We start from the raw sequence: 17,785 nt of genomic DNA, 5'->3' as shown, positions 1-17,785 counted from the left end.
AGCACCGTGGTTCTATTATCACGAAATGTGCATAAGATAGCCGTTTGACCAATAAAGATTGCAGGAACTCATGGAACTGCCCGTAGAAGACCTCGAACTTGTCCATGCGCTGCAGATTTCACCCCGCGCCACCTGGAGTGATCTCGGCTTGGCACTGGATCGCCATCCGACCACGCTGGCCGCCAGGTGGGCGCGGTTGCATGGAGGAGGCCTCGTCTGGGTCACCGGGCACCTGGCGGGGGATCCTCGGCAATCGTGCACCGCCTTGGTCCGCGTCTCGGTCACCGAGCATCTGCGCGATGGAGCCGTTCGTGGCCTTCAGGCCATCCCTGAGGTCGCCACCGTGGAGGAGGTGGCCGACGACGGAGCCCTGCGACTCGTGGTGCTAACCGCAGACTGGCGGCACCTGGCCAGTGAGACACTCTCCCGGATCCGCGAGATCGCCGGCGTCGCCGGGATGGATGTCGTGTTGAGCACGCGGATGTACGCGCTGGGAAACAACTGGCGCCTGGATGTTCTGGCCGCCGAGCAGCAGCGCCGGCTCGCCGGGCTGCGTCTGGCGGCGGAGGCACACGCCCGGAACGTGCCTCCGTTGTTCGGCCGTATGCTGCCGCTATTGGCGCGCAACGGCCGCGCCACGGCAGCAGAGCTGGCCACGGACCTAGGCGTCCACCCGTCAACAGCCGGGCGGCAGCTGCGGGCAGCCGTCGCTTCCGGGTTCTTGACCTTTCGCTGCGAACTAGCGCAGGACTTCTCCGGCTACCCGATCGCTTGCCATTGGTTCGTCCGCGTCCCGCCTGCGGACATGGAAGCAACCGTGGCGTTCTTGCGGCGCCACCGGACACTACGCCTGTGCGCCGCCATCAGCGGCAGCGCCAACTTGACCTTCCATCTGTGGCTGCGGACGCCGGCTGACATCGTCGAGCTCGAGGAGCAACTGCAGGCAGCGGTTCCGACGGTTACCATCATCCAGTCCAGCGTCTGCGTCCGCACACACAAGCGTCTGGGATGGCTGCTCAAACCAGACTCGACCTGTACCGGCGAGGTGGTCCCCCAGGTGCTCTAGGCGCGGATCAACTGCCCGTGGACCAGCCGTGGAACCACTCGATGTGTTCGCGCAGCAAACCTGCTGCCTGCTCGCCGTCGCCGGCCGCGACGGCGTCGAGGATGCCATGGTGCTGCCCGCGCAGGACCGTGGCGACCGGCCCCCAGGCCTCGTCGCTGCGCACGGCATCGCGGACGTAGTCGCTGATGGCCAGGCGCAGCGATTCCATCATGGCCTCGATGACCGCGTTGCCGGCCAGCCCCGAGAGCAGCACGTGGAAGCGGGCATCGAGTTCGTGGAAGGACCCGCGTTCCAGCAGCGGATCGTCCATCTCGGCCAGGAGCCCGCGGGCCTCCCGCAGCAGTGCCGCACTGCGTTCGGGGTTGGCGTCCAGATCCGCCGCACGCGCGGCCCAGGTCTCCAGCAGGATGCGCGTCTGGACGATCTCCTGCACGCTCAAGCGCGCCGAGGCCACGTGCATGCGCAGGGCCGTGGCGATGCCGGCCGCCGGTTCGGAAATGACCACGGAGCCCGCCCCGGGGCCGGAGCCAGTGGCGGGGCGGACCACCCCCATGACATCAAGGATGCGAATGGCATCGCGGACCGAGGCCCGGGAGATGCCATGGGCCTCGGCCAGGGCGCGCTCGCCGGGTAGCTGGTCGCCGACCTTCAGTGCGCCGGTGCGCAGCTCGTCCTCGATGTCGTCGAGGACGAGCTCATAGGCCTTGGGTCGGCTCGCGGCCGGGGTGTCGGTAGCGCGCTTGCGCTCGATGCCGGAAGGATGTGCCACCCCGGCATTCTTCCACGTCGCAGCCATGCGGCCATCCTTTTTTTCATCAGGGGGTCGGGAGCATCCAGCTCAGGACCGGGGTGGACTGCAGGTACACCAGGCAGCACAGGATCAGCAGCATGGCCACCGACCAGCCGGCGACCTTACGCAGGATGACCGATTCCTGCCCCTCCATGCCCACGGCGGTGGCGGCGATGGCCAGGTTCTGCGGGCTGATGAGCTTGCCGACGACGCCGCCTGCCGTGTTGCCGGCAACCAGCAGGTTCGGATCGATTCCGGCGTTGATGCCGGCGGTCTGCTGCAGCTTGGCGAACAGGGCGTTGGCCGAGGTGTCGGAGCCGGTGACCGCGGTGCCGATCCATCCCAGGACCGGCGAGAGGAAGGCAAAGCCCGCCCCGGCGCCTGCCAGCCAGGTGCCAATGCTGATCGTTTGGCCGGACAGGTTCATCACGTAGGCCAGGGCCAGCACGCAGATGATGGTCGTTGCGGCCCAGCGCATGTTGACGATGGTGCGCCAGATCTCGGCAATTCCCTGGCCCACGGTGATCTTGTACCGTCCGTTGTCGTCCCAGATCGAGTAGACGATGGTGACGATGATCCCGGTGATCAGCAGCAGGGTGCCGGGGCTGGAGAGCCACTGGAAGTTGTAGGTGGTCGCCGAGAGCGCCTCGCCGCTGGAGTTGACGACGTGGTGGTGCAGCAGCGGCCACTTGACCTTGACGTCGGTGGACTCGAGCAGCTTCGGGATGCTGATGCCGGCGGTCCACAGCTTGGCGAGGCCGAAGATCACGATGACCAGCAGGTAGGGGAACAGTGCCATGAAGACTCGTGCTCCACCCAGCGGCGATGCCGCGTCATCTGCGCTATGGGTGGCACCCGACCCGCCGACGAGGACGCGTTCGCGGGCGGCCTCGGCGCCGACCGGGGACCAGAAGCGCAGGAAGATGACGGCGGCGGCCAACCCGGCCAGCGAGGCGACGATGTCGGTGAGTTCGTACGCGAAGTAGGTCGCCGTGAGGAACTGGGCGATGGCGAAGACGAACCCGACAATCAGGGTGGCGGGCCAGCATTCCTTGACGCCGCGCCAGCCGTCGAGGATGAACAGCAGCAGGGTGGGGACGAACAGGGCCAGCAGCGGGGCCTGGTGGCCCACGATCGCGCCGATGTGGGCGGGGTCCAGTCCGGTCAGCGCGCCGGCCGTGGTGATCGGGATGGCCACGGCACCGAAGGCAACGGGCGCTGTGTTGGCGACCAGGACGGCTGCGGCGGCGCGCAGCGGGGCCATGCCCAGGGCGATGAGCATGGTGGCCGTGATGGCCACGGGTGCTCCGAACCCGGCCAGGGCCTCGAGCAGTCCGCCGAAGCAGAAGGCGATGAGGACCGATTGGATGCGCACGTCGCCGCCGCCGATGACGTCGAAGACGCGGCGCAGGTCATCGAACCGGCCGCTGACCACGGTGACCTGGTACAACCAGATGGCCATGACCACGATCCAGACCACGGGGAAGGTGCCGAACACCCCGCCCATGACCCCCGACATCAGGGCCAGGCCCACGGGCATCTTGAACGCGAAGATCGAGACCAGGATGGCCACCAGCAGCGACCAGGCGCCGGCGACGTGGGCCTTGGTCTTGACGAGTGCGAGGAGCGCAAAAAACGTCACCAGCGGCAGCAGCGCCACGAGTGCCGACAAGGCGACGCTTCCGGCCACCGGATCGGTCGGGGGTGTGAATGTGTCCATGGTTCGGTCCTTACACGCGAGTGACTGGCTTCCGTGGTCTGACCACTATGGTCTGACCACGGAAGCATAACCTGTACAGTGGGCACTTGTGAACCCCATCACAGCGATTCGTCGCGGGCCCAGACGTTTCCGCCCAGACACTAGACGGGCCACGCCCGCCGCCCTATAGTGGTCAGACCACACCGGCTACGGCGTCGCCCCGACGGCACCACGGAAGGCATCACCATGAAAATCGCCCTCTTCGCCACCTGCATCGTCGATGGCATGTACCCCAGCACGGCACGCGCCACGGTCTCGATCCTGGAGCGGCTCGGCCATGAGGTCGTCTTCCCTCCCGGCCAGGCCTGCTGCGGCCAGATGCACATCAACTCGGGCTACTTCAAGGAAGCCCTGCCGGTTGTCGCGAACCACATCAAGGCCTTCGACACCACCGACTACGACGTTGCAGTGGCCCCCTCGGCCTCCTGCGTCGCCTCGGTGAAGCACCAGCAGCCGATGATCGCCGAACGCGCCGGCGACAACGGCCTGAAGCAACGGGCCGAAGAGGTCGGGGCCCGCACCTACGAACTGTCCCAGCTGCTCGTCGACGTCCTGGGCATCACCGACGCCGCCGCGCAACTGGGCAGCTGGTTCCCCACCTCGGTGACCTACCACCCGTCCTGCCACGGCATGCGGCTGCTCCACCTGGGGGACCGCCAGCTGGACCTGCTGCGCACTGTCGAGGGCATCGAGCTCAAGGACCTGCCCTCGGCCGACCAGTGCTGCGGATTCGGCGGCACCTTCTCGATGAAGAACGCCGAGGTCTCCTCCGCCATGCTCGAGGACAAGGCGGCCAACGTCACCTCCACCGGCGCCTCGCTGTGCACCGGCGGTGACGCCTCCTGCCTGCTGCACATCGGCGGTGGCCTCTCACGCACCGGAGCCGCCGCGGGCACCCTGCACCTGGCAGAAATCCTCGCCAGCACCCGGGAGCACCCGTACGACGCCGGTACCTCCTTCGGCGCGACGGCGGAGGTGGCACGATGAGCCAGGTCTTCATCGGCATGCCGTCCCTGCCGGCCTACGGGCAGGGCAACCTCTTCGCCACCGAGTCCTTCCCCGACGCGGCCCACCACGAGCTGCGCGACGACCAGCTGCGCAAGAACCTGCGCCACGCCACCACCTCGATCCGCGAGAAGCGGGCCCATGTGGTGGGCGAGCTCCCGGACTGGGAGGACCTGCGCGATTCCGGGTCGGCGATCAAGGAAACCGTCATGGCCAACCTGCCGGCCATGCTCGAGCAGTTCGAGGCCAACTTCACCGCACGGGGTGGGACCATCCACTGGGCCCGCGACGCCGAGGAGGCCAACCGGATCGTCGAGGGGCTGATCCGGGAACAGGACACCGACGAGGTCGTCAAGGTCAAGTCCATGGCCACCCAGGAGATCGGGCTCAACGAATACCTGGAAGAGCACGGCATCAAGGCGTTCGAGACCGACCTGGCCGAATTGATCGTCCAGCTCGGCCACGACAAGCCCAGCCACATCCTGGTTCCGGCCATCCACAAGAACCGCAGCCAGATCCGCGACATCTTCCTGAAGGAAATGAAGGACGTCGACCCGGACCTCTCCAACGACCCCCGAGAACTGGCCATGGCGGCCCGCGCCCACCTGCGGCGTAAATTCCTCTCCGCCAAGGTCGCCATCTCCGGCGCCAACTTCGCCCTCGCCGACACCGGCACCCTGGGCGTCGTCGAGTCCGAGGGCAACGGGCGGATGTGCCTGACGTTGCCCGAAACGCTGATCACCGTCATGGGCATCGAGAAGCTGCTGCCGCACGCCGATGACCTCGAGGTCTTCATGCAGCTGCTGCCGCGTTCGTCCACCGGCGAGCGCATGAACCCCTACACCTCCTTCTGGACCGGGGAATCACACGACGACGGTCCCAAGAACGTGCACCTGGTCATGCTGGACAATGGCCGCACCGCCGCCCTGGCGGACACCTACGGGCGGTCGGCGCTGCACTGCATCCGCTGCTCGGCCTGCATGAACGTGTGCCCGGTCTACGAACGCACCGGCGGCCACGCCTACGGTTCCACCTACCCGGGGCCCATCGGCGCGATCCTCTCGCCGTTGATGACGGGCATCAAGGCCGAGGAGAACAACTCCCTGCCCTACGCCTCCAGCCTCTGCGGTGCCTGCTACGACGCCTGCCCCGTGAAGATCAACATCCCCGAGATCCTGGTGCACCTGCGCGGCGAGGACGTCGATTCACGGCGCGGCCAGCGCAGGGTCCCCTCGGAAATGGACCTGATGATGAAGGGTGTCCAGTGGGCCTTCTCCTCCGGGACGCGCCTGGGCCTGCTGGAAAAGGCGCTGCCGCTGGGCAAGCTCGCCGCCGGACGCGACAAGAAGATCAAGCGCCTGCCGGGCCATCTGGCCGGCGGGTGGACCAGTTCGCGTGACATCCCCGCACCGCCCTCGCAGTCCTTCCGCGACTGGTGGGTCAAGGAACACGAGTCACCGGCCCCCGGAACACCGGGGCCGGCCGAGACCACCGGCCAGGAGAAGTGATGGAAGCCCGCGAAGAGATCATGGACCGCATCCGTGCGGCGCTCAAGGACGCCCCGGCAGTACCCGAGGTTCCCCGCACCTACCGCAGGACCGGCGACCTGGACCACGACCAGGTGCTGGAGATGCTGGTGGACCGGCTCGAGGACTACAAGGCAACGGTCAAGCAGGTCACATCGGCGGATCTGCCCTCCACCATCGCCGGGCTGCTCGGGGAGGCGACCACCTATGTGGTCCCCCACGGGCTGCCCGCCGAGTGGCTCGACCACGACTCGCTCCGTGAGGACGATCGGCGCCTCACCGACGCCCCGGGCCACCGGCTGACGGTCGAGGACCTGGACGGGATCTCCGTGGTGACGTCTTCCACGGTGTCGATCGCCGAGTCGGGGACGATCATCCTGGACGGGTCCACCACCCAGGGCCGCCGTGCCATCAGCCTGGTTCCCGATCACCACATCTGCGTCGTGCCGGCGTCGACGGTGGTGCAGTTGCTGCCCGAGGCGCTGCCACGGGTCGACCCGACCCACCCGTTGACCTGGATCTCGGGACCGAGCGCCACGAGCGACATCGAGCTCGAGCGCGTGGAGGGCGTCCACGGGCCGCGGAACCTGGACGTCGTCATCGTCACCGACCTCTGACACGATGGGTGCATGAGCACCGATACCCCCGATCCCGCCACCATCGTCGAGCTGGCCGCCCGGCACGGGCTGGCACTGGCCCCCGACGGCATCACGTTCAACGAGGCCGGGCTCGACTACCGCGTCGCCTTCGCCCACGAGGCAGCCGACCCCGGGCAGCAGTGGGTCCTGCGCATCCCGCGTCGCGAGGACGTTTCCGCCAAGCTCGGGGAGGAACAGGCGATCCTGGACTTCGTGCAGCCGCGGCTGGACGTGGCGGTCCCCGACTGGAAGGTCCAGGCCCAGGAGCTGATCGCCTATCCGCTGCTGCCCGGCTTCCCGGGGCTCACCCTGGACGACGACGGTGAGCCGGTCTGGCACTTCGACACCGACTCCCAGGCGTATGCCGACTCGCTGGCCCGGCTCATCGCCGACCTGCACGCGCTCGATCCGGCAGCCGCGGAGGCAGCCGGCGTCCAGCGGGAGCAGCCCGGGGACGTGCGCGCCCGCTGGCGGGCCGAACTGGACCGGGTCTGCGCCGAGTTCGAGGTCTCCGAGGACCTGCTCGGCGGCTGGCGGGCCTGGCTGGCCGACGACGGCCTGTGGCCCACCACAACGGTCTTCACCCATGGGGAGCTCTACCCGGCCCACCTGCTGCTGGATGAACACGAGGAGATCGTCTCGGTCCTGGATTGGACCACCGCCAAGGTCAGCGACCCGGCCATCGACTTCGCGTTCCACTGCATGATCTCCTCGGCGGACACCTTCGAACGCACCGTCGCGCTCTACACCAAGCTCACCGGCCGCACCGAGCCGCGGCTGGCCGAGCGCTGCGCCGCCCTGCTGTCCGCCGGGCCGCTGAACTACGGCATCTACGCCCTGGTCACGGGGAATCCCGACCACCGCGCCGCAGCAGCCGAAATGCTCAACCCCGCAGCACCCGCCGAGTAGCCCCCGGAGAGGCCAGCCATGGACCAGAACCTGCACTTTTTGACCATCGCCACGGCCGACCTGGAGGCGGCGCGCGCCTTCTACACGACGGCGATGGGGTGGACGCCCCAACTCGATGTGCCCGGTGAGATCATCTTCTACCCGGTGGCGCCGGGCCTGCTGCTGGGGTTGTTCGACGCGACGAAGTTCAACGAGGACCTCGGTCTCGGCGAGGACCGTTCGCGCGTCTCCGGCCTCACCCTGGCCCACAACGTCGGCTCCCCGGAGGAGGTCCGCAGCCTGGCGGCAGCCATGGAGGCGGCCGGCGCCACGGTGCTCAAATCCCCGCGCCCCGGGGCCTTCGGTGGCGTCTTCCACGCACTGGTCGAGGACCCGAACCACGTGATCTGGGAGATCGCGCACAATCCGGGCTGGCACGTGGACGAGGACGGGACCATCCACCTCTCCTGAACCCCCTGAGCACCGGGGGTCCTGCCGTCAGCCGCCGGCGGCCGGCGCCGTGGCGTGGATCCGGACCTGCCCGGTGGCCGTGTCCACCTGGGCCCACTGCGACCACACGGTCCCGCCGGCCGTCACCGACCAGTGCACAACGGCGGTGCCCGCGGCGATGTCTGCGGCGGTCACCGTATACACGGGAGTGAAGTACAGGACGTGCTCCCCCGGCCCCAGCGTCGCCGGCGGGAACAACGCGGCCATGCTGCCCTCCTCGTTCCCGTCGAAGGTCCCCGCCAGAGTGGCGGTGACGGGGACCGTGTCGATGTTGGTGAACCTGCCGGTGAACGCCAGGATGTCCCCGGTCTTCAGCCCGGGTGCCGGTTCGCCGTAGTTGGCGACCTGGGCCTCGCGGGTGCCCAGGATCTGGGCGCCGCCGGTGTAGCCCTGGCCGATCTCCTTCCAGGTGTGCACGCCCCAGGTGCCGGCATCGGCGCCGATGGTGTGCCAGTCGCCCACACTGATCCAGTGTTCGGGACGGCCCGGGGTGATCGAGCGCAGCACCATGGCCAGGTCCCCGCCGTCGTCCTCGGTGAAGGATCCGGCGGCGGCAGCGATCGCCTCCTCGGTCAGCTGGGCTGCCTCGATGCGGGTGAAAACGAGCTCGGAGTAGCCGTTGCGTTCGAGGAAGACGCCCAGCGAGCCGTCGGCGAGCAGTGCGTCTGTGGAGTACGCGGAGCTGCCCGGGCAGAGGGTGAGCACCGGGGCCCAGGTGGCCCCGTCGTCGTGCGAGGTGCTCAGGACGGTGTTGCGGCGCAGCGCGGTGTCGCGGTTGTTGGTGGCCAGCAGCGTGCAGCTTCCGTCGGGTGTGGTGCGCAGGCGCAGGATGGAGCCGTTGTCGCCGGGATCGGGCAGGGTGGGGATCGGTTCCAGGGCGGTGTAGCTGTGGCCGCCGTCGGTGGAGCGGGCGCCGCGTCGGGCGCCGGGGGCACGGGAATTGAGCAGGACGGTGCCGTCGGGTAGGGGGACCGTCTTGTTCTCGTTGGCCTCCCCGGGGGCGGGTTCGCCGAGCGTCCAGGTCTGCCCGTGGTCGTCGGAGTAGGCGCTGGCGGCACGGATGGTGCCGTGCAGCAGGATGACCATCTGCTGGATGAGGCGGCCGGCGTGGGGGCCGGCGTCGAGCTGGATGCCGGCCCCGGCGGCGGCGAAGATGCCGGTGATGCCTTCGCGTTTGAGCTGGGCGGTGAGGCGGCGGTGCGTCCAGGTGGCACCGTCGTCGTCGGAGGTCGAGAGGTCCACGTGTTGGACATCGTCCTCGGGATCGAGGCCCTCGGCGGCCTCGAAGAACCCGGCGTGGGTGCCGGCGGCGTGGAAGCAGAAGATCCGGCCGGTGTCCCGGTCCACGAGCAGGCTGGGGTCCCCGAACCCCTGCAATCCCGTGCCGGTGCGGATGGGTTGTTGCGGTTCCCAGGTCCGGCCGTCGTCGAAGCTGCGGCGCAGCAGCAGGTCGATGGTGTTGGGCAGGTCATCCAGGTTCGGGCGGCCATCGTAGGCGGCCAGGACGGTGCCCTTGGTGGAGACGGCGAGCGCCGGGATCCGATATTGGCGGTAGCCTCCGTGGCCGCGGGTGGCGAGGACGTGTTCGGCCGGGGGCATCAGGGGGCAACCGTTCCGCCGGACAGCCTGACGCAGCATCCGCAGGGTTGGCCCGGGGTGACCCGCTCGGCCGTCCGGGAGGGTTCCAGGGCTTCCAGCGCACCGCCGATGAAGTCCTGGTTCATGTCGCACACGGTGTCGGTGTGGCGCGAGGACAGGGCGTGGAACGGGCAGTTCGCCAGGATGGCGGATCCGTCGGGCTGGACCTCGGGGCGGTAGCCGTAGGTTCCGAGGAACTCCCCCAGGCTGGACTGTTCGGCGGCCAGGCGCCGGCCGGTGGCCCGGGCGGCTTCGGCCAGGTGGGCCTCCACCGATCCGCCGTCGGCGCGTGCTGCATCGATCGCCTCGGCCATGATGTCACCGGCCAACGGGTATTCGCGCTGCGGAACGCTGGCGTTGAGTTCGGCGTGGACGGCACCGTAGACCTTGGAGGGGCGGCCGGCTCCCGGCCCGGTGGCACCGTTGAGGCGTCGATACGAGACCTCCAGGAGCCCCTGTTCGGCCAGCTTGTCCAGTTGGAAGGCGGCGGCCTGGCGGGTGATGCCAACGGCCTCGGCGACGTGCTCGCGGCCCACCGGTTCGCTGTTGGCTGCGACTTCCTGGTAGATGCCGGACCGCACCGGATCGGCCACGGCGGCGACGGCTTCGAGAAGTTCCTGATGCTGCATCCGTTCCATGCATCCAGCATATCTCTAAAACGAAAATGTATTGACTTAGAAAGATCTTCGGTTCTAAAGTGAGACATAATCACTTTAGAAAGGACCCAGTCATGGCCGCCCCCACTGTTCCCGCCGCTGCCCGGCGTCAGGACGCCAACACGCATCAGGCCTTCCTCCTCCTGCGCACCATCTTCACCGTCGCGCCGATCCTGTTCGGGATCGACAAGTTCACCAACCTCCTCACCGACTGGACGCACTACCTCGCGCCACTGGCCACCGACATCATCCCCGTCAGCCCCGAGGTCTTCATGTACGGCGTCGGGGTTGTCGAGATCATCGCCGGGATCGTGGTCGCCGTGCGTCCCCAGCTGGGTTCGCTGGTGATCGTCGCCTGGCTCGCCGGCATCATCGTCAACCTGCTCCTGCTTCCGGGGTTCTTCGACGTGGGCCTGCGCGATTTCGGGCTCCTGGTCGGCGCCCTGGCGCTCAACCGCCTGGCCGCCACCGAGGCCCCGAACTGGCTGGGCAAACAGCGGGACAGCTCCACCGCCCACTGACGTGGGCGCCGCGTGGCAGAGCTCCGGTGCCGGGAAGCCGCACTTCCCGTCACCGGGGCGCTGCCACGTCGCGTTTCAGCGTCCGGCGGCGTAGCCCTGGGCCCCGCGCGGGTTGGCCGCGGCGGCCAACTGCCCGGTCAGCGGATCCCGCACGACGGCGGAGAGCCGTCCCAGCGCCCAGTCGCCGGCACGGGTGAGAACGTGGCCGCGGGCCTCGAGCCCGGCGATGACCTCCTCGCCCAGCCGGTCCTCCACCACGGCCCCGCCCGGGGTCCAGGTGCGCGGCCAGAAGGAGCCGGGAATCGACGTCGTATGCAGGGACGGGGCGTCGATGGCCTCTTGGGGCGTGTAGCCACCGACGATGGTGCGCAGCAGGTAGAGCAGCTGCCACTGGTCCTGCTGGTCCCCGCCGGGCGAGCCGAGGGCGCAGATGGCCTGTCCGTCCCGGAGTACCAACGTGGGAGTCAACGTGGTGCGCGGGCGCTTGCCCGGGGCGAGCGTGGAGGGGCCGCCTGCTTCGAGCCAGGTCATCTGCAGCCGGGTGCCCAGGCAGAACCCCAGCGCGGGGATGGTGGGCGAGGATTGCAGCCAGCCACCCGACGGGGTGGCGGAAACCATGTTGCCCCACCGGTCCACGACGTCCAGGTGGCAGGTGTCGCCCCGGGTCTCCCCGCTCGGTTGCACCGTCGGCTCCCCCACGCCGGCAAATCCGGTCTTCGCCCCGTCGGCGGTGGCCGGAGGCGTGTAGTCGGTGCGCAGCGGCGGGACGAACGGGGTCCGGCCGGGGACCGCTCCTGGACGGAACCCGTGGCTGGCCGTGGCGGTGATCAGGGATCTGCGTTCGGCGGCGTAGGAATCGCTGAGCAGGTACTCCAGCGGGACGTCGGCATCGCCGAAGTAGGCTTCCCGGTCGGCGATGGCCAGTTTCTGCGCCTCCAGGATGGTGTGCGCGCCGAGCTCGGTGGACGGGTCCAGCCGCTCGTCATCGAACCCCTCGAGAATCGCCAGGGTCAGCAGCAGCGCCGGGCCCTGGCCCCAGGGACCAGTCTTGGCGATGACGTGGCCGCGGAAGGTGAAGGTGGCCGCCGGTTCGTAGCCGGCACGGAACCCCTGGACATCCCCCGCCGTCAGCACGCTTGAATGGTCGGTTCCGGAGGAATGCCGGTGCGGGGCGGCCAGGAAGGCCTCGGCCTCGGTGCCGACGATGCCGGCCCACAGGTCGCGGGCGGCATCGATGCCTGCGGCCCGGTCCCCCGTGTTGGCCGCCGCTGCGGCCAGCCGGTCCAGCAGATCCGCATACGGTGCATTGCGCAGCAGCGAGCCTTCGGTGGGGACGACGCCGTCGGGCATCCAGTGGGCCGCGGAACTGGGCCAGTGATCGGTGAACAGCTCGGCCACCGTCGCGATGGTGGTGCGCACGCGCGGCAGGATCTCGTGCCCGTCGCGTGCATAGCCGATGGCGTAGGCGAGCACGTCGGCCAGCGGCCAGGTGCCGTGGTCGCGCAGAAGCAGCAGCCAGGCGTCGACGGCTCCGGGGACTGCCGCAGCGAGCGCCCCCGCCCCGGGCACCAGTTCGAGCCCCTCGGCCCGGTAGTGCCCGACGGTCGCGGCGGCCGGTGCGGGCCCCTGCCCCATGAGGACCACGGGATTCCCGGGGTTCCCGGCGGTGGCGAAGACGCCTGTCATGTCGCCGCCGGGACCATTCAGGTGCGGTTCGACGACGTGGAGCACGAAGGCCCCGGCGACTGCGGCGTCGAAGGCGTTGCCACCGCGTTCGAGGACCGATTGAATCGAGGCGGTCGCCAGCCAATGCGTCGAGGCGCTCATGCCGAAGCTTCCACGCAGGGTCGGGCGGGTGGTGAACTGGGCGGGTGCGGTGTATGTCACAGTCACCAGCCTAGGCGCGACCGGGCCATCCCTTGGCCTGCTCGAGCATCAGCTGCTCGGCCATGTGCTGGAAATCCCGGCCCGGGGTCGCCGTGGCCAGATCCCGTCGTCGTACCTTGTCCACCCATTCCTGGGGCAGCCAGGCGCGTCCGATGAGCTGTTCGTGCCGGGGATGGCGGGCCGTGGCCCAAAGCAGGAAGACGAGCTCGGCCAAGTTGGATTGCAGGATCCAGTTGACCGGGCCGTTCTGCGAGTCGCCCATCAGCTGGACGTGCCCGGGGCCGACGAGCGTCATCAGCGAGATGCTCCCCCACCCCCAGGCCAGCAGCGAGGTCGGGGTGTGGAGGTAGAAGCCGTGGCTTCCGACCGAGAGGGTTCCGCCATCGATCTGCATCCACTGGGGTTGGGCCATGGCGGCGGCCCGCTTTCGGCGTGAGGCGTTGCCCATGGCCTGCCCCACGGCAGCACCGAGCATGAGGGGAACCGCGCCGCGCCCGACCGCCAGGACGGTGCCCGAGTTGTGCAGGTAGCTGCCATCGCCCGGGGCCCGGTAGTCGTGCAGCGCAAAAGACGAAAAAGCGTAGACGCGTTCCTCGCCCGGGGCCAGGGTGGGGGCAAACGGCGTGCCGGCCGGACGGCGTTCGCCGATCCTGCCCTGGGCCAGCAGCAACCCGCTCTCCGCCGTCGCCCACAAGGCCTCGTCACGTTCATCCCACTCCGGTGCGCCGGCCCCCTGCTTTTTCCCCATGGAATCGACCCTAATGCAGCGAACCTTCCGACGTGCCGAAAAAGTCACAGTGACGACAACTCGAGCAAATCCCCGATCCCGCATTCGAGGGCCGCGCAGATGGATGTCAGGGTGCTGAAGCGGATGGCCTTGGCCCTGTCGTTCTTCAACACCGAGAGGTTGACGATGCTGACGCCCACGAGCTCGCTGAGCCGGGTCAACGTCATGCCCCGTTCCTCCAGCAACGCATCGAGCCGGCAGTGCACGCCGGTTGCGTCGTCTTCGATCCCCATCAGACCAACCCGTCCGCCGACTCCTGCAGCGCCCTACCCCGATGCACCAGCACTGCCATGAGCAGCAGGACGACGCCGAGGCCGATGCCCGGATAGTCCAGCACCCCGTTCGCGGAGACGGCGCCGAACCATTCCCCGGTTCCCGTGGCGGCCATGCCTTCGTCGTAGGTCTGCGGGAGCCCCAATCGGCTCAAGGCAATCTCGGTGGCTAGCTGGGGAAGCCACCGGGAAAACATCCCGGAAGCAATGGTCAACAGCCCCACGACGCCGAGGCTCCACACGGCGAACCGGGTGAAGGAGCGCCCGGTCCACAGGCGACGGACCAGGATCAGCAGGAGGACGCACGTGGCCCCAAAGACCACATATGGAAGGCCCACACCGATGGCCTCGATCAACTGCACATCGTATTGGGCCGGCGCAAACAGCTGGACCCTGTCGAAAGAGAGGTCACCGCCCGGCAGCTTCGTGGCCGGTGTCCGGTCGGTGACGACGTCCACCGCGACTTGAAGGTTGGGGCCATCGACGAAGGTCGTGGCCATGGCCCCGATGACCACGGAACCGGCCAGACCCAGCGAGGAGGCAACCCCCAGCGCCAGCAGACCGGAGCGGCCACCGACCTTCCGGGCTACGGCGCCCCGCTCCGGTCTGGACGCGCGGACTTCTACTGTGTTCCGGCCAGCCATGACGCCTCCTGGGTTTAACGAATATCGATAATAATGATATTCGATAACCCATACATCCCCTGCCGCAACGTCAAGGGGGGTGGCACCCATCCCCTGCGGGACGCGCGCCACCCCCTCCACGGGACGAACTGGTTACCGGCTGGCGACGCTTCCCTCGGCTGCCGGCACGAAGGCAGGGGCCCGGCGTGCGTCGAAGATCGTCGCCCCGACTTCCTGTTCCGCCTGGTTGTCCATCGACAGGTCGATGCCCTTGCGGTCGCGCAGCAGGGAAACTGCCACCAGGGAGATGGCTGTCATGCCCAGCAGGTAGGCCGAAACCGCGGTGCTGCTGCCGGTGGCGTTGACCAGCGCCTGGGCGATCGTGGGGGCGAAGGCGCCTCCGACGATCGCGCCGAGGGCGTAGGAGATGGAGACGCCGGAGAAGCGGACGCTGGCCGGGAAGATCTCGCTGTACCAGGACGCCTGGGGTCCGTAGCTCAGGCCCAGCCCGATGGTGAACAGGCCCAGGGCGAGGTAGAGCATCGGCAGCGAGCCGGTGTTGATCATCCAGAAGAGCGGGAAGACCATGAGCGCCTGGCAGCTGAAGCCGATCAGGTAGGTGCGCTTGCGGCCGATCTTGTCGGAGAGGAATCCGGCCAGCAGGGTGAAGATGAACCAGGTGGCCGCGGCGAAGGTGATGGCCAGCAGGACGTCGGTGCGTTCCAGTCCCACCGCGGGGCCGGAGGCGTAGCTGGGGATGAATCCACCGGTGGCCATGTAGCCTGCGGCGTTGTTGCCGGCGAAGACCAGTGCGGCCAGGATGACCAGCAGCCAGTGCTTGCGGAAGAGCTCGACGACGGGGACCTTGGTCTGCTGTTTGCGGGCGGCGATCTCCAGGAAGATCGGCGATTCGTCCACCGCGCGGCGGACCAGGTAGCCCACGACGACCAGCACGACGCTGAGCAGGAACGGGACCCGCCAGCCCCAGGCCAGGAAGGCCTCCCCGGGGGAGATCACCCCGGTCATCAGCGCGGTGATGCCCGAGGCGAGCAGCATGCCCAGCGGGACACCGAGCTGCGGCACCGCGCCGGCCCGTCCGCGGCGTTCACGCGGGGCGTGTTCGACGGCCATCAGCACCGCGCCGCCCCATTCGCCACCGGCGGAGATGCCCTGCAGGATGCGCAACAGCAGCAGCAGGATCGGGGCCACCAGGCCGGCTGTCTCGAAGGACGGCAGCACGCCGATCAACGTGGTGGAGGCGCCCATGAGGATCAGGGTGATCACCAGCATCGGGCGGCGCCCGATCTTGTCGCCGAAGTGCCCGGCCAGGAAGGCGCCCAGCGGGCGGAACAGGAAGCTGATGCCCACCGAGGCGAAGGCGAGCAGCAGGCCGATGGATGCGCCGGCGGGCTCGAAGAACAGGTGGGCGAAGACCAGGCCGGCTGCCGTGGCGTAGATGAAGAAGTCGTACCACTCGATGGTGGTGCCGACCAGCGTGGCCATGGCGACGCGTCGCTGGTTCACCTCCGGCGGCTGGTGGGCGGTCGGTGTTGACATGGGTTTCTCCTGGTGGATCCTGAAGGGCGGTGAACGGGCAAGGCGGCAACGTCGCCGTCAGGCGATGCTGGGCACCAGCACGGTTTTGGCGTGGGCCTTGAGGCTGAAGCCGGGGGCCGCGGCCTCCTCGGGTGCCGGGCCGACGCCGGCGGCGATGAGTTTGCGGGCGGCGATGTGGTCCGCCGGGGAGTTCACTGACTCCGCGGCGACCAGCCGTCCGTCGCGGTGGCAGAGCACCGAGAATTTTCCGGCCGCCGGGTCCCCCAGGACCGTGGTCTGGTCCCCGGGGGCGGAGAGACCGGCGATCTGCAACCGCACCGGTCCCTGGGTCGACCAGAACCACGGCAGCTCGGTGTAGTCGGCAACGGTGCCCAGGATGGTGGCCGCGGCGTGCCGGCCCTGGTCGGTGGCGTTCTGCACCGATTCCAGCCGGGTGCGGGTGCCCGCGTGGGTGTTGGGGAAGTTCGCGCAGTCGCCCACGGCCAGGATGGCCGGATCGCTGGTCCGCAGCCCTCCGTCGACGACGATGCCGTTCTCCGTCGCCAGGCCGGCCTCTGCAGCCAGGGAATCGTTGGGCACGACGCCGATGCCCACCACCACCAGGTCTGCCGGGTAGCTGGTGCCGGTGGTGGAGACGGCGGCGGCGACGCTGCCGTCCGCCCCGGTGGTGAAGGATTCGATGCCCTCGCCCAGGCGCAGGTCCACTCCCTGTTCGGCGTGGTGGGTCGCGAAGTAGTCGCCCATCAGCGGGGTCAGTGCCCGGCCCATGGGACGGGGCGCGAATTCCAGCACGGTGACCCGGGCCCCGTGGGCGCGGGCGGCTGCCGCGAATTCCAGGCCGATGAAGCCGGCGCCGATGACCACGACGTCGCGGGCAGCCGCCAGCGCGAGGTGCAGCGCTTCGGCGTCGTGCAGTGTCTTGAGCCCGTGGATGCCGGGCAGCCCGGCGCCGGGGCAGGACAGGGAGCGGTTGCGGGCGCCGGTGGCCAGCACCAGGTGCTCGAAGGGCACGGTGGTGCCGTCGGCCAGGGCGACGGTTCGTGCCCCGCGGTCGATCGCGGTGGCGGGGGTTCCGGCGCGCAGGGTGATGTCGTGGGTGGCGAGGAAGTCGGGGCCGCGCAGCGGCAGGGGTGCCGCCTCCTTGCCGGGCAGCAGGAAGTCCTTGGACAGCGGCGGGCGCTGGTAGGGCGTCCCGTGCTCGTCGGCGATGATGGTCACCGGTGCCGTGTATCCGCCGGCGCGCAGCGAATCGGCGACCTGCAGGCCGGCCTGGCCGCCGCCGATGATGACGGTGCCCGGGCCCGGGGCGCGATGGGTGGTGGCCATGGCTACACCTGGTCCGAGGGGACGTCCACGACGATGCCGTCCAGGGAGCCACCGGCGGGGAGCTGGCAGCCCAGGCGCGACCGGCCGGTGCGTTCGGCGGTGGTGCAGTCGAGCATCTCCTCCTCGTCGTCGGAGATCCCGGGGAGCGCATCGGCGAATTCGGGGCGGACGTAGACGTGGCAGGTGGCGCACATGGCCTGGCCGCCGCATTCGCCGACGATGCCGTCGACGCCGTTGGTGACCGCTGCGCGCATCAGGGAGGTGCCGTCGTCGACCTCGAGCGTGGTTTCTGCGCCCGAGGGCTGGACATAGGTGATGCTGGGCATGGGATTTCTC

18 protein-coding genes are annotated in these 17,785 nt (G+C 69.0%); 7 read left to right on the top strand and 11 right to left on the bottom strand.

Annotated elements, in window-relative coordinates:
• Positions 1 to 70: 70 nt before the first annotated feature.
• The gene (locus ACN0TP_RS06610; protein ID WP_417217916.1) at positions 71 to 1,066 is read left to right on the top strand and encodes an Lrp/AsnC family transcriptional regulator; all 996 of its coding nucleotides are present in this window, start codon (positions 71 to 73) and stop codon (positions 1,064 to 1,066) included.
• A gap of 7 nt (positions 1,067 to 1,073) precedes the next feature.
• Here the strand turns inward: ACN0TP_RS06610 and ACN0TP_RS06605 are convergent, their stop codons facing one another.
• A complete protein-coding gene (locus tag ACN0TP_RS06605) occupies positions 1,074 to 1,862 on the bottom strand; it encodes a FadR/GntR family transcriptional regulator (protein WP_417217914.1) in 789 nt (262 codons plus the stop codon).
• Between the two features lie 19 nt (positions 1,863 to 1,881).
• Positions 1,882 to 3,576: an L-lactate permease gene (locus tag ACN0TP_RS06600; protein ID WP_417217912.1), complete on the bottom strand. Its 1,695-nt coding sequence runs from the start codon at positions 3,574 to 3,576 to the stop codon at positions 1,882 to 1,884.
• A 225-nt stretch (positions 3,577 to 3,801) separates the two neighbouring features.
• On the opposite strand from ACN0TP_RS06600, the gene ACN0TP_RS06595 reads away from it, so the two are divergent.
• The 5 genes from ACN0TP_RS06595 to ACN0TP_RS06575 are packed head-to-tail and all read left to right on the top strand — an operon-like array spanning position 3,802 to position 8,143.
• The gene (locus ACN0TP_RS06595) at positions 3,802 to 4,602 is read left to right on the top strand and encodes a (Fe-S)-binding protein (protein WP_417217910.1); all 801 of its coding nucleotides are present in this window, start codon (positions 3,802 to 3,804) and stop codon (positions 4,600 to 4,602) included.
• On the top strand, positions 4,599 to 6,128 hold the full coding sequence (locus ACN0TP_RS06590) for a LutB/LldF family L-lactate oxidation iron-sulfur protein (RefSeq protein WP_417217908.1): 1,530 nt from the start codon (positions 4,599 to 4,601) through the stop codon (positions 6,126 to 6,128). Before ACN0TP_RS06595 ends, ACN0TP_RS06590 begins: the two co-directional genes overlap by 4 nt.
• A complete protein-coding gene (locus ACN0TP_RS06585) occupies positions 6,128 to 6,763 on the top strand; it encodes a LutC/YkgG family protein (protein WP_417217906.1) in 636 nt (211 codons plus the stop codon). The genes ACN0TP_RS06590 and ACN0TP_RS06585 overlap by 1 nt, the downstream gene beginning before the upstream one ends.
• Before the next feature lie 12 nt (positions 6,764 to 6,775).
• The gene (locus ACN0TP_RS06580) at positions 6,776 to 7,693 is read left to right on the top strand and encodes a macrolide 2'-phosphotransferase (protein WP_417217904.1); all 918 of its coding nucleotides are present in this window, start codon (positions 6,776 to 6,778) and stop codon (positions 7,691 to 7,693) included.
• 18 nt (positions 7,694 to 7,711) lie between these two features.
• Positions 7,712 to 8,143 (top strand): VOC family protein, encoded by a 432-nt coding sequence (locus ACN0TP_RS06575; protein WP_417217902.1) that lies wholly within the window; start codon positions 7,712 to 7,714, stop codon positions 8,141 to 8,143.
• A 27-nt stretch (positions 8,144 to 8,170) separates the two neighbouring features.
• Here ACN0TP_RS06575 and ACN0TP_RS06570 read toward each other — a convergent pair whose 3' ends face one another.
• Both ACN0TP_RS06570 and ACN0TP_RS06565 read right to left on the bottom strand, forming a co-directional pair.
• Positions 8,171 to 9,781, bottom strand: coding sequence for a sialidase family protein (locus ACN0TP_RS06570; RefSeq protein WP_417217900.1), 1,611 nt, complete (start codon positions 9,779 to 9,781; stop codon positions 8,171 to 8,173).
• Complete coding sequence (locus ACN0TP_RS06565; RefSeq protein ID WP_417217898.1) at positions 9,781 to 10,458, bottom strand: helix-turn-helix transcriptional regulator; 678 nt, start codon at positions 10,456 to 10,458, stop codon at positions 9,781 to 9,783. The genes ACN0TP_RS06570 and ACN0TP_RS06565 overlap by 1 nt, the downstream gene beginning before the upstream one ends.
• 92 nt (positions 10,459 to 10,550) lie before the next feature.
• Between ACN0TP_RS06565 and ACN0TP_RS06560 the strand changes: the two genes are divergently transcribed.
• Positions 10,551 to 10,997 carry a hypothetical protein gene (locus ACN0TP_RS06560; protein WP_417217896.1) on the top strand — a complete coding sequence of 149 codons (447 nt, stop codon included), beginning with the start codon at positions 10,551 to 10,553 and terminating at the stop codon, positions 10,995 to 10,997.
• A gap of 75 nt (positions 10,998 to 11,072) precedes the next feature.
• Here the strand turns inward: ACN0TP_RS06560 and ACN0TP_RS06555 are convergent, their stop codons facing one another.
• From ACN0TP_RS06555 to ACN0TP_RS06525, 7 genes are all read right to left on the bottom strand, one after another.
• Positions 11,073 to 12,884 carry a gamma-glutamyltransferase family protein gene (locus ACN0TP_RS06555; protein ID WP_417217894.1) on the bottom strand — a complete coding sequence of 604 codons (1,812 nt, stop codon included), beginning with the start codon at positions 12,882 to 12,884 and terminating at the stop codon, positions 11,073 to 11,075.
• A gap of 10 nt (positions 12,885 to 12,894) precedes the next feature.
• Positions 12,895 to 13,632 (bottom strand): hypothetical protein, encoded by a 738-nt coding sequence (locus ACN0TP_RS06550; protein WP_417217892.1) that lies wholly within the window; start codon positions 13,630 to 13,632, stop codon positions 12,895 to 12,897.
• Positions 13,633 to 13,676: 44 nt separating this feature from the next.
• Positions 13,677 to 13,904 (bottom strand): helix-turn-helix domain-containing protein, encoded by a 228-nt coding sequence (locus ACN0TP_RS06545; RefSeq protein WP_417217890.1) that lies wholly within the window; start codon positions 13,902 to 13,904, stop codon positions 13,677 to 13,679.
• Complete coding sequence (locus ACN0TP_RS06540) at positions 13,904 to 14,587, bottom strand: hypothetical protein (protein WP_417217888.1); 684 nt, start codon at positions 14,585 to 14,587, stop codon at positions 13,904 to 13,906. Before ACN0TP_RS06540 ends, ACN0TP_RS06545 begins: the two co-directional genes overlap by 1 nt.
• 132 nt (positions 14,588 to 14,719) lie before the next feature.
• A complete protein-coding gene (locus tag ACN0TP_RS06535) occupies positions 14,720 to 16,123 on the bottom strand; it encodes an MFS transporter (protein WP_417217886.1) in 1,404 nt (467 codons plus the stop codon).
• Positions 16,124 to 16,180: 57 nt separating this feature from the next.
• Positions 16,181 to 17,449: an NAD(P)/FAD-dependent oxidoreductase gene (locus tag ACN0TP_RS06530; RefSeq protein WP_417217884.1), complete on the bottom strand. Its 1,269-nt coding sequence runs from the start codon at positions 17,447 to 17,449 to the stop codon at positions 16,181 to 16,183.
• A 2-nt stretch (positions 17,450 to 17,451) separates the two neighbouring features.
• Positions 17,452 to 17,775, bottom strand: a complete 324-nt coding sequence (locus ACN0TP_RS06525) for a 2Fe-2S iron-sulfur cluster-binding protein (protein WP_417217882.1) — start codon at positions 17,773 to 17,775, stop codon at positions 17,452 to 17,454.
• Positions 17,776 to 17,785: the final 10 nt, after the last annotated feature.

Origin of the sequence: Arthrobacter sp., assembly GCF_048266065.1 — a bacterium.
Taxonomy (GTDB): domain Bacteria; phylum Actinomycetota; class Actinomycetes; order Actinomycetales; family Micrococcaceae; genus Arthrobacter_H.
The sequence above is the reverse complement of the archived record's forward strand: the minus strand, read 5'-3'. Positions and strand labels throughout refer to the sequence as shown.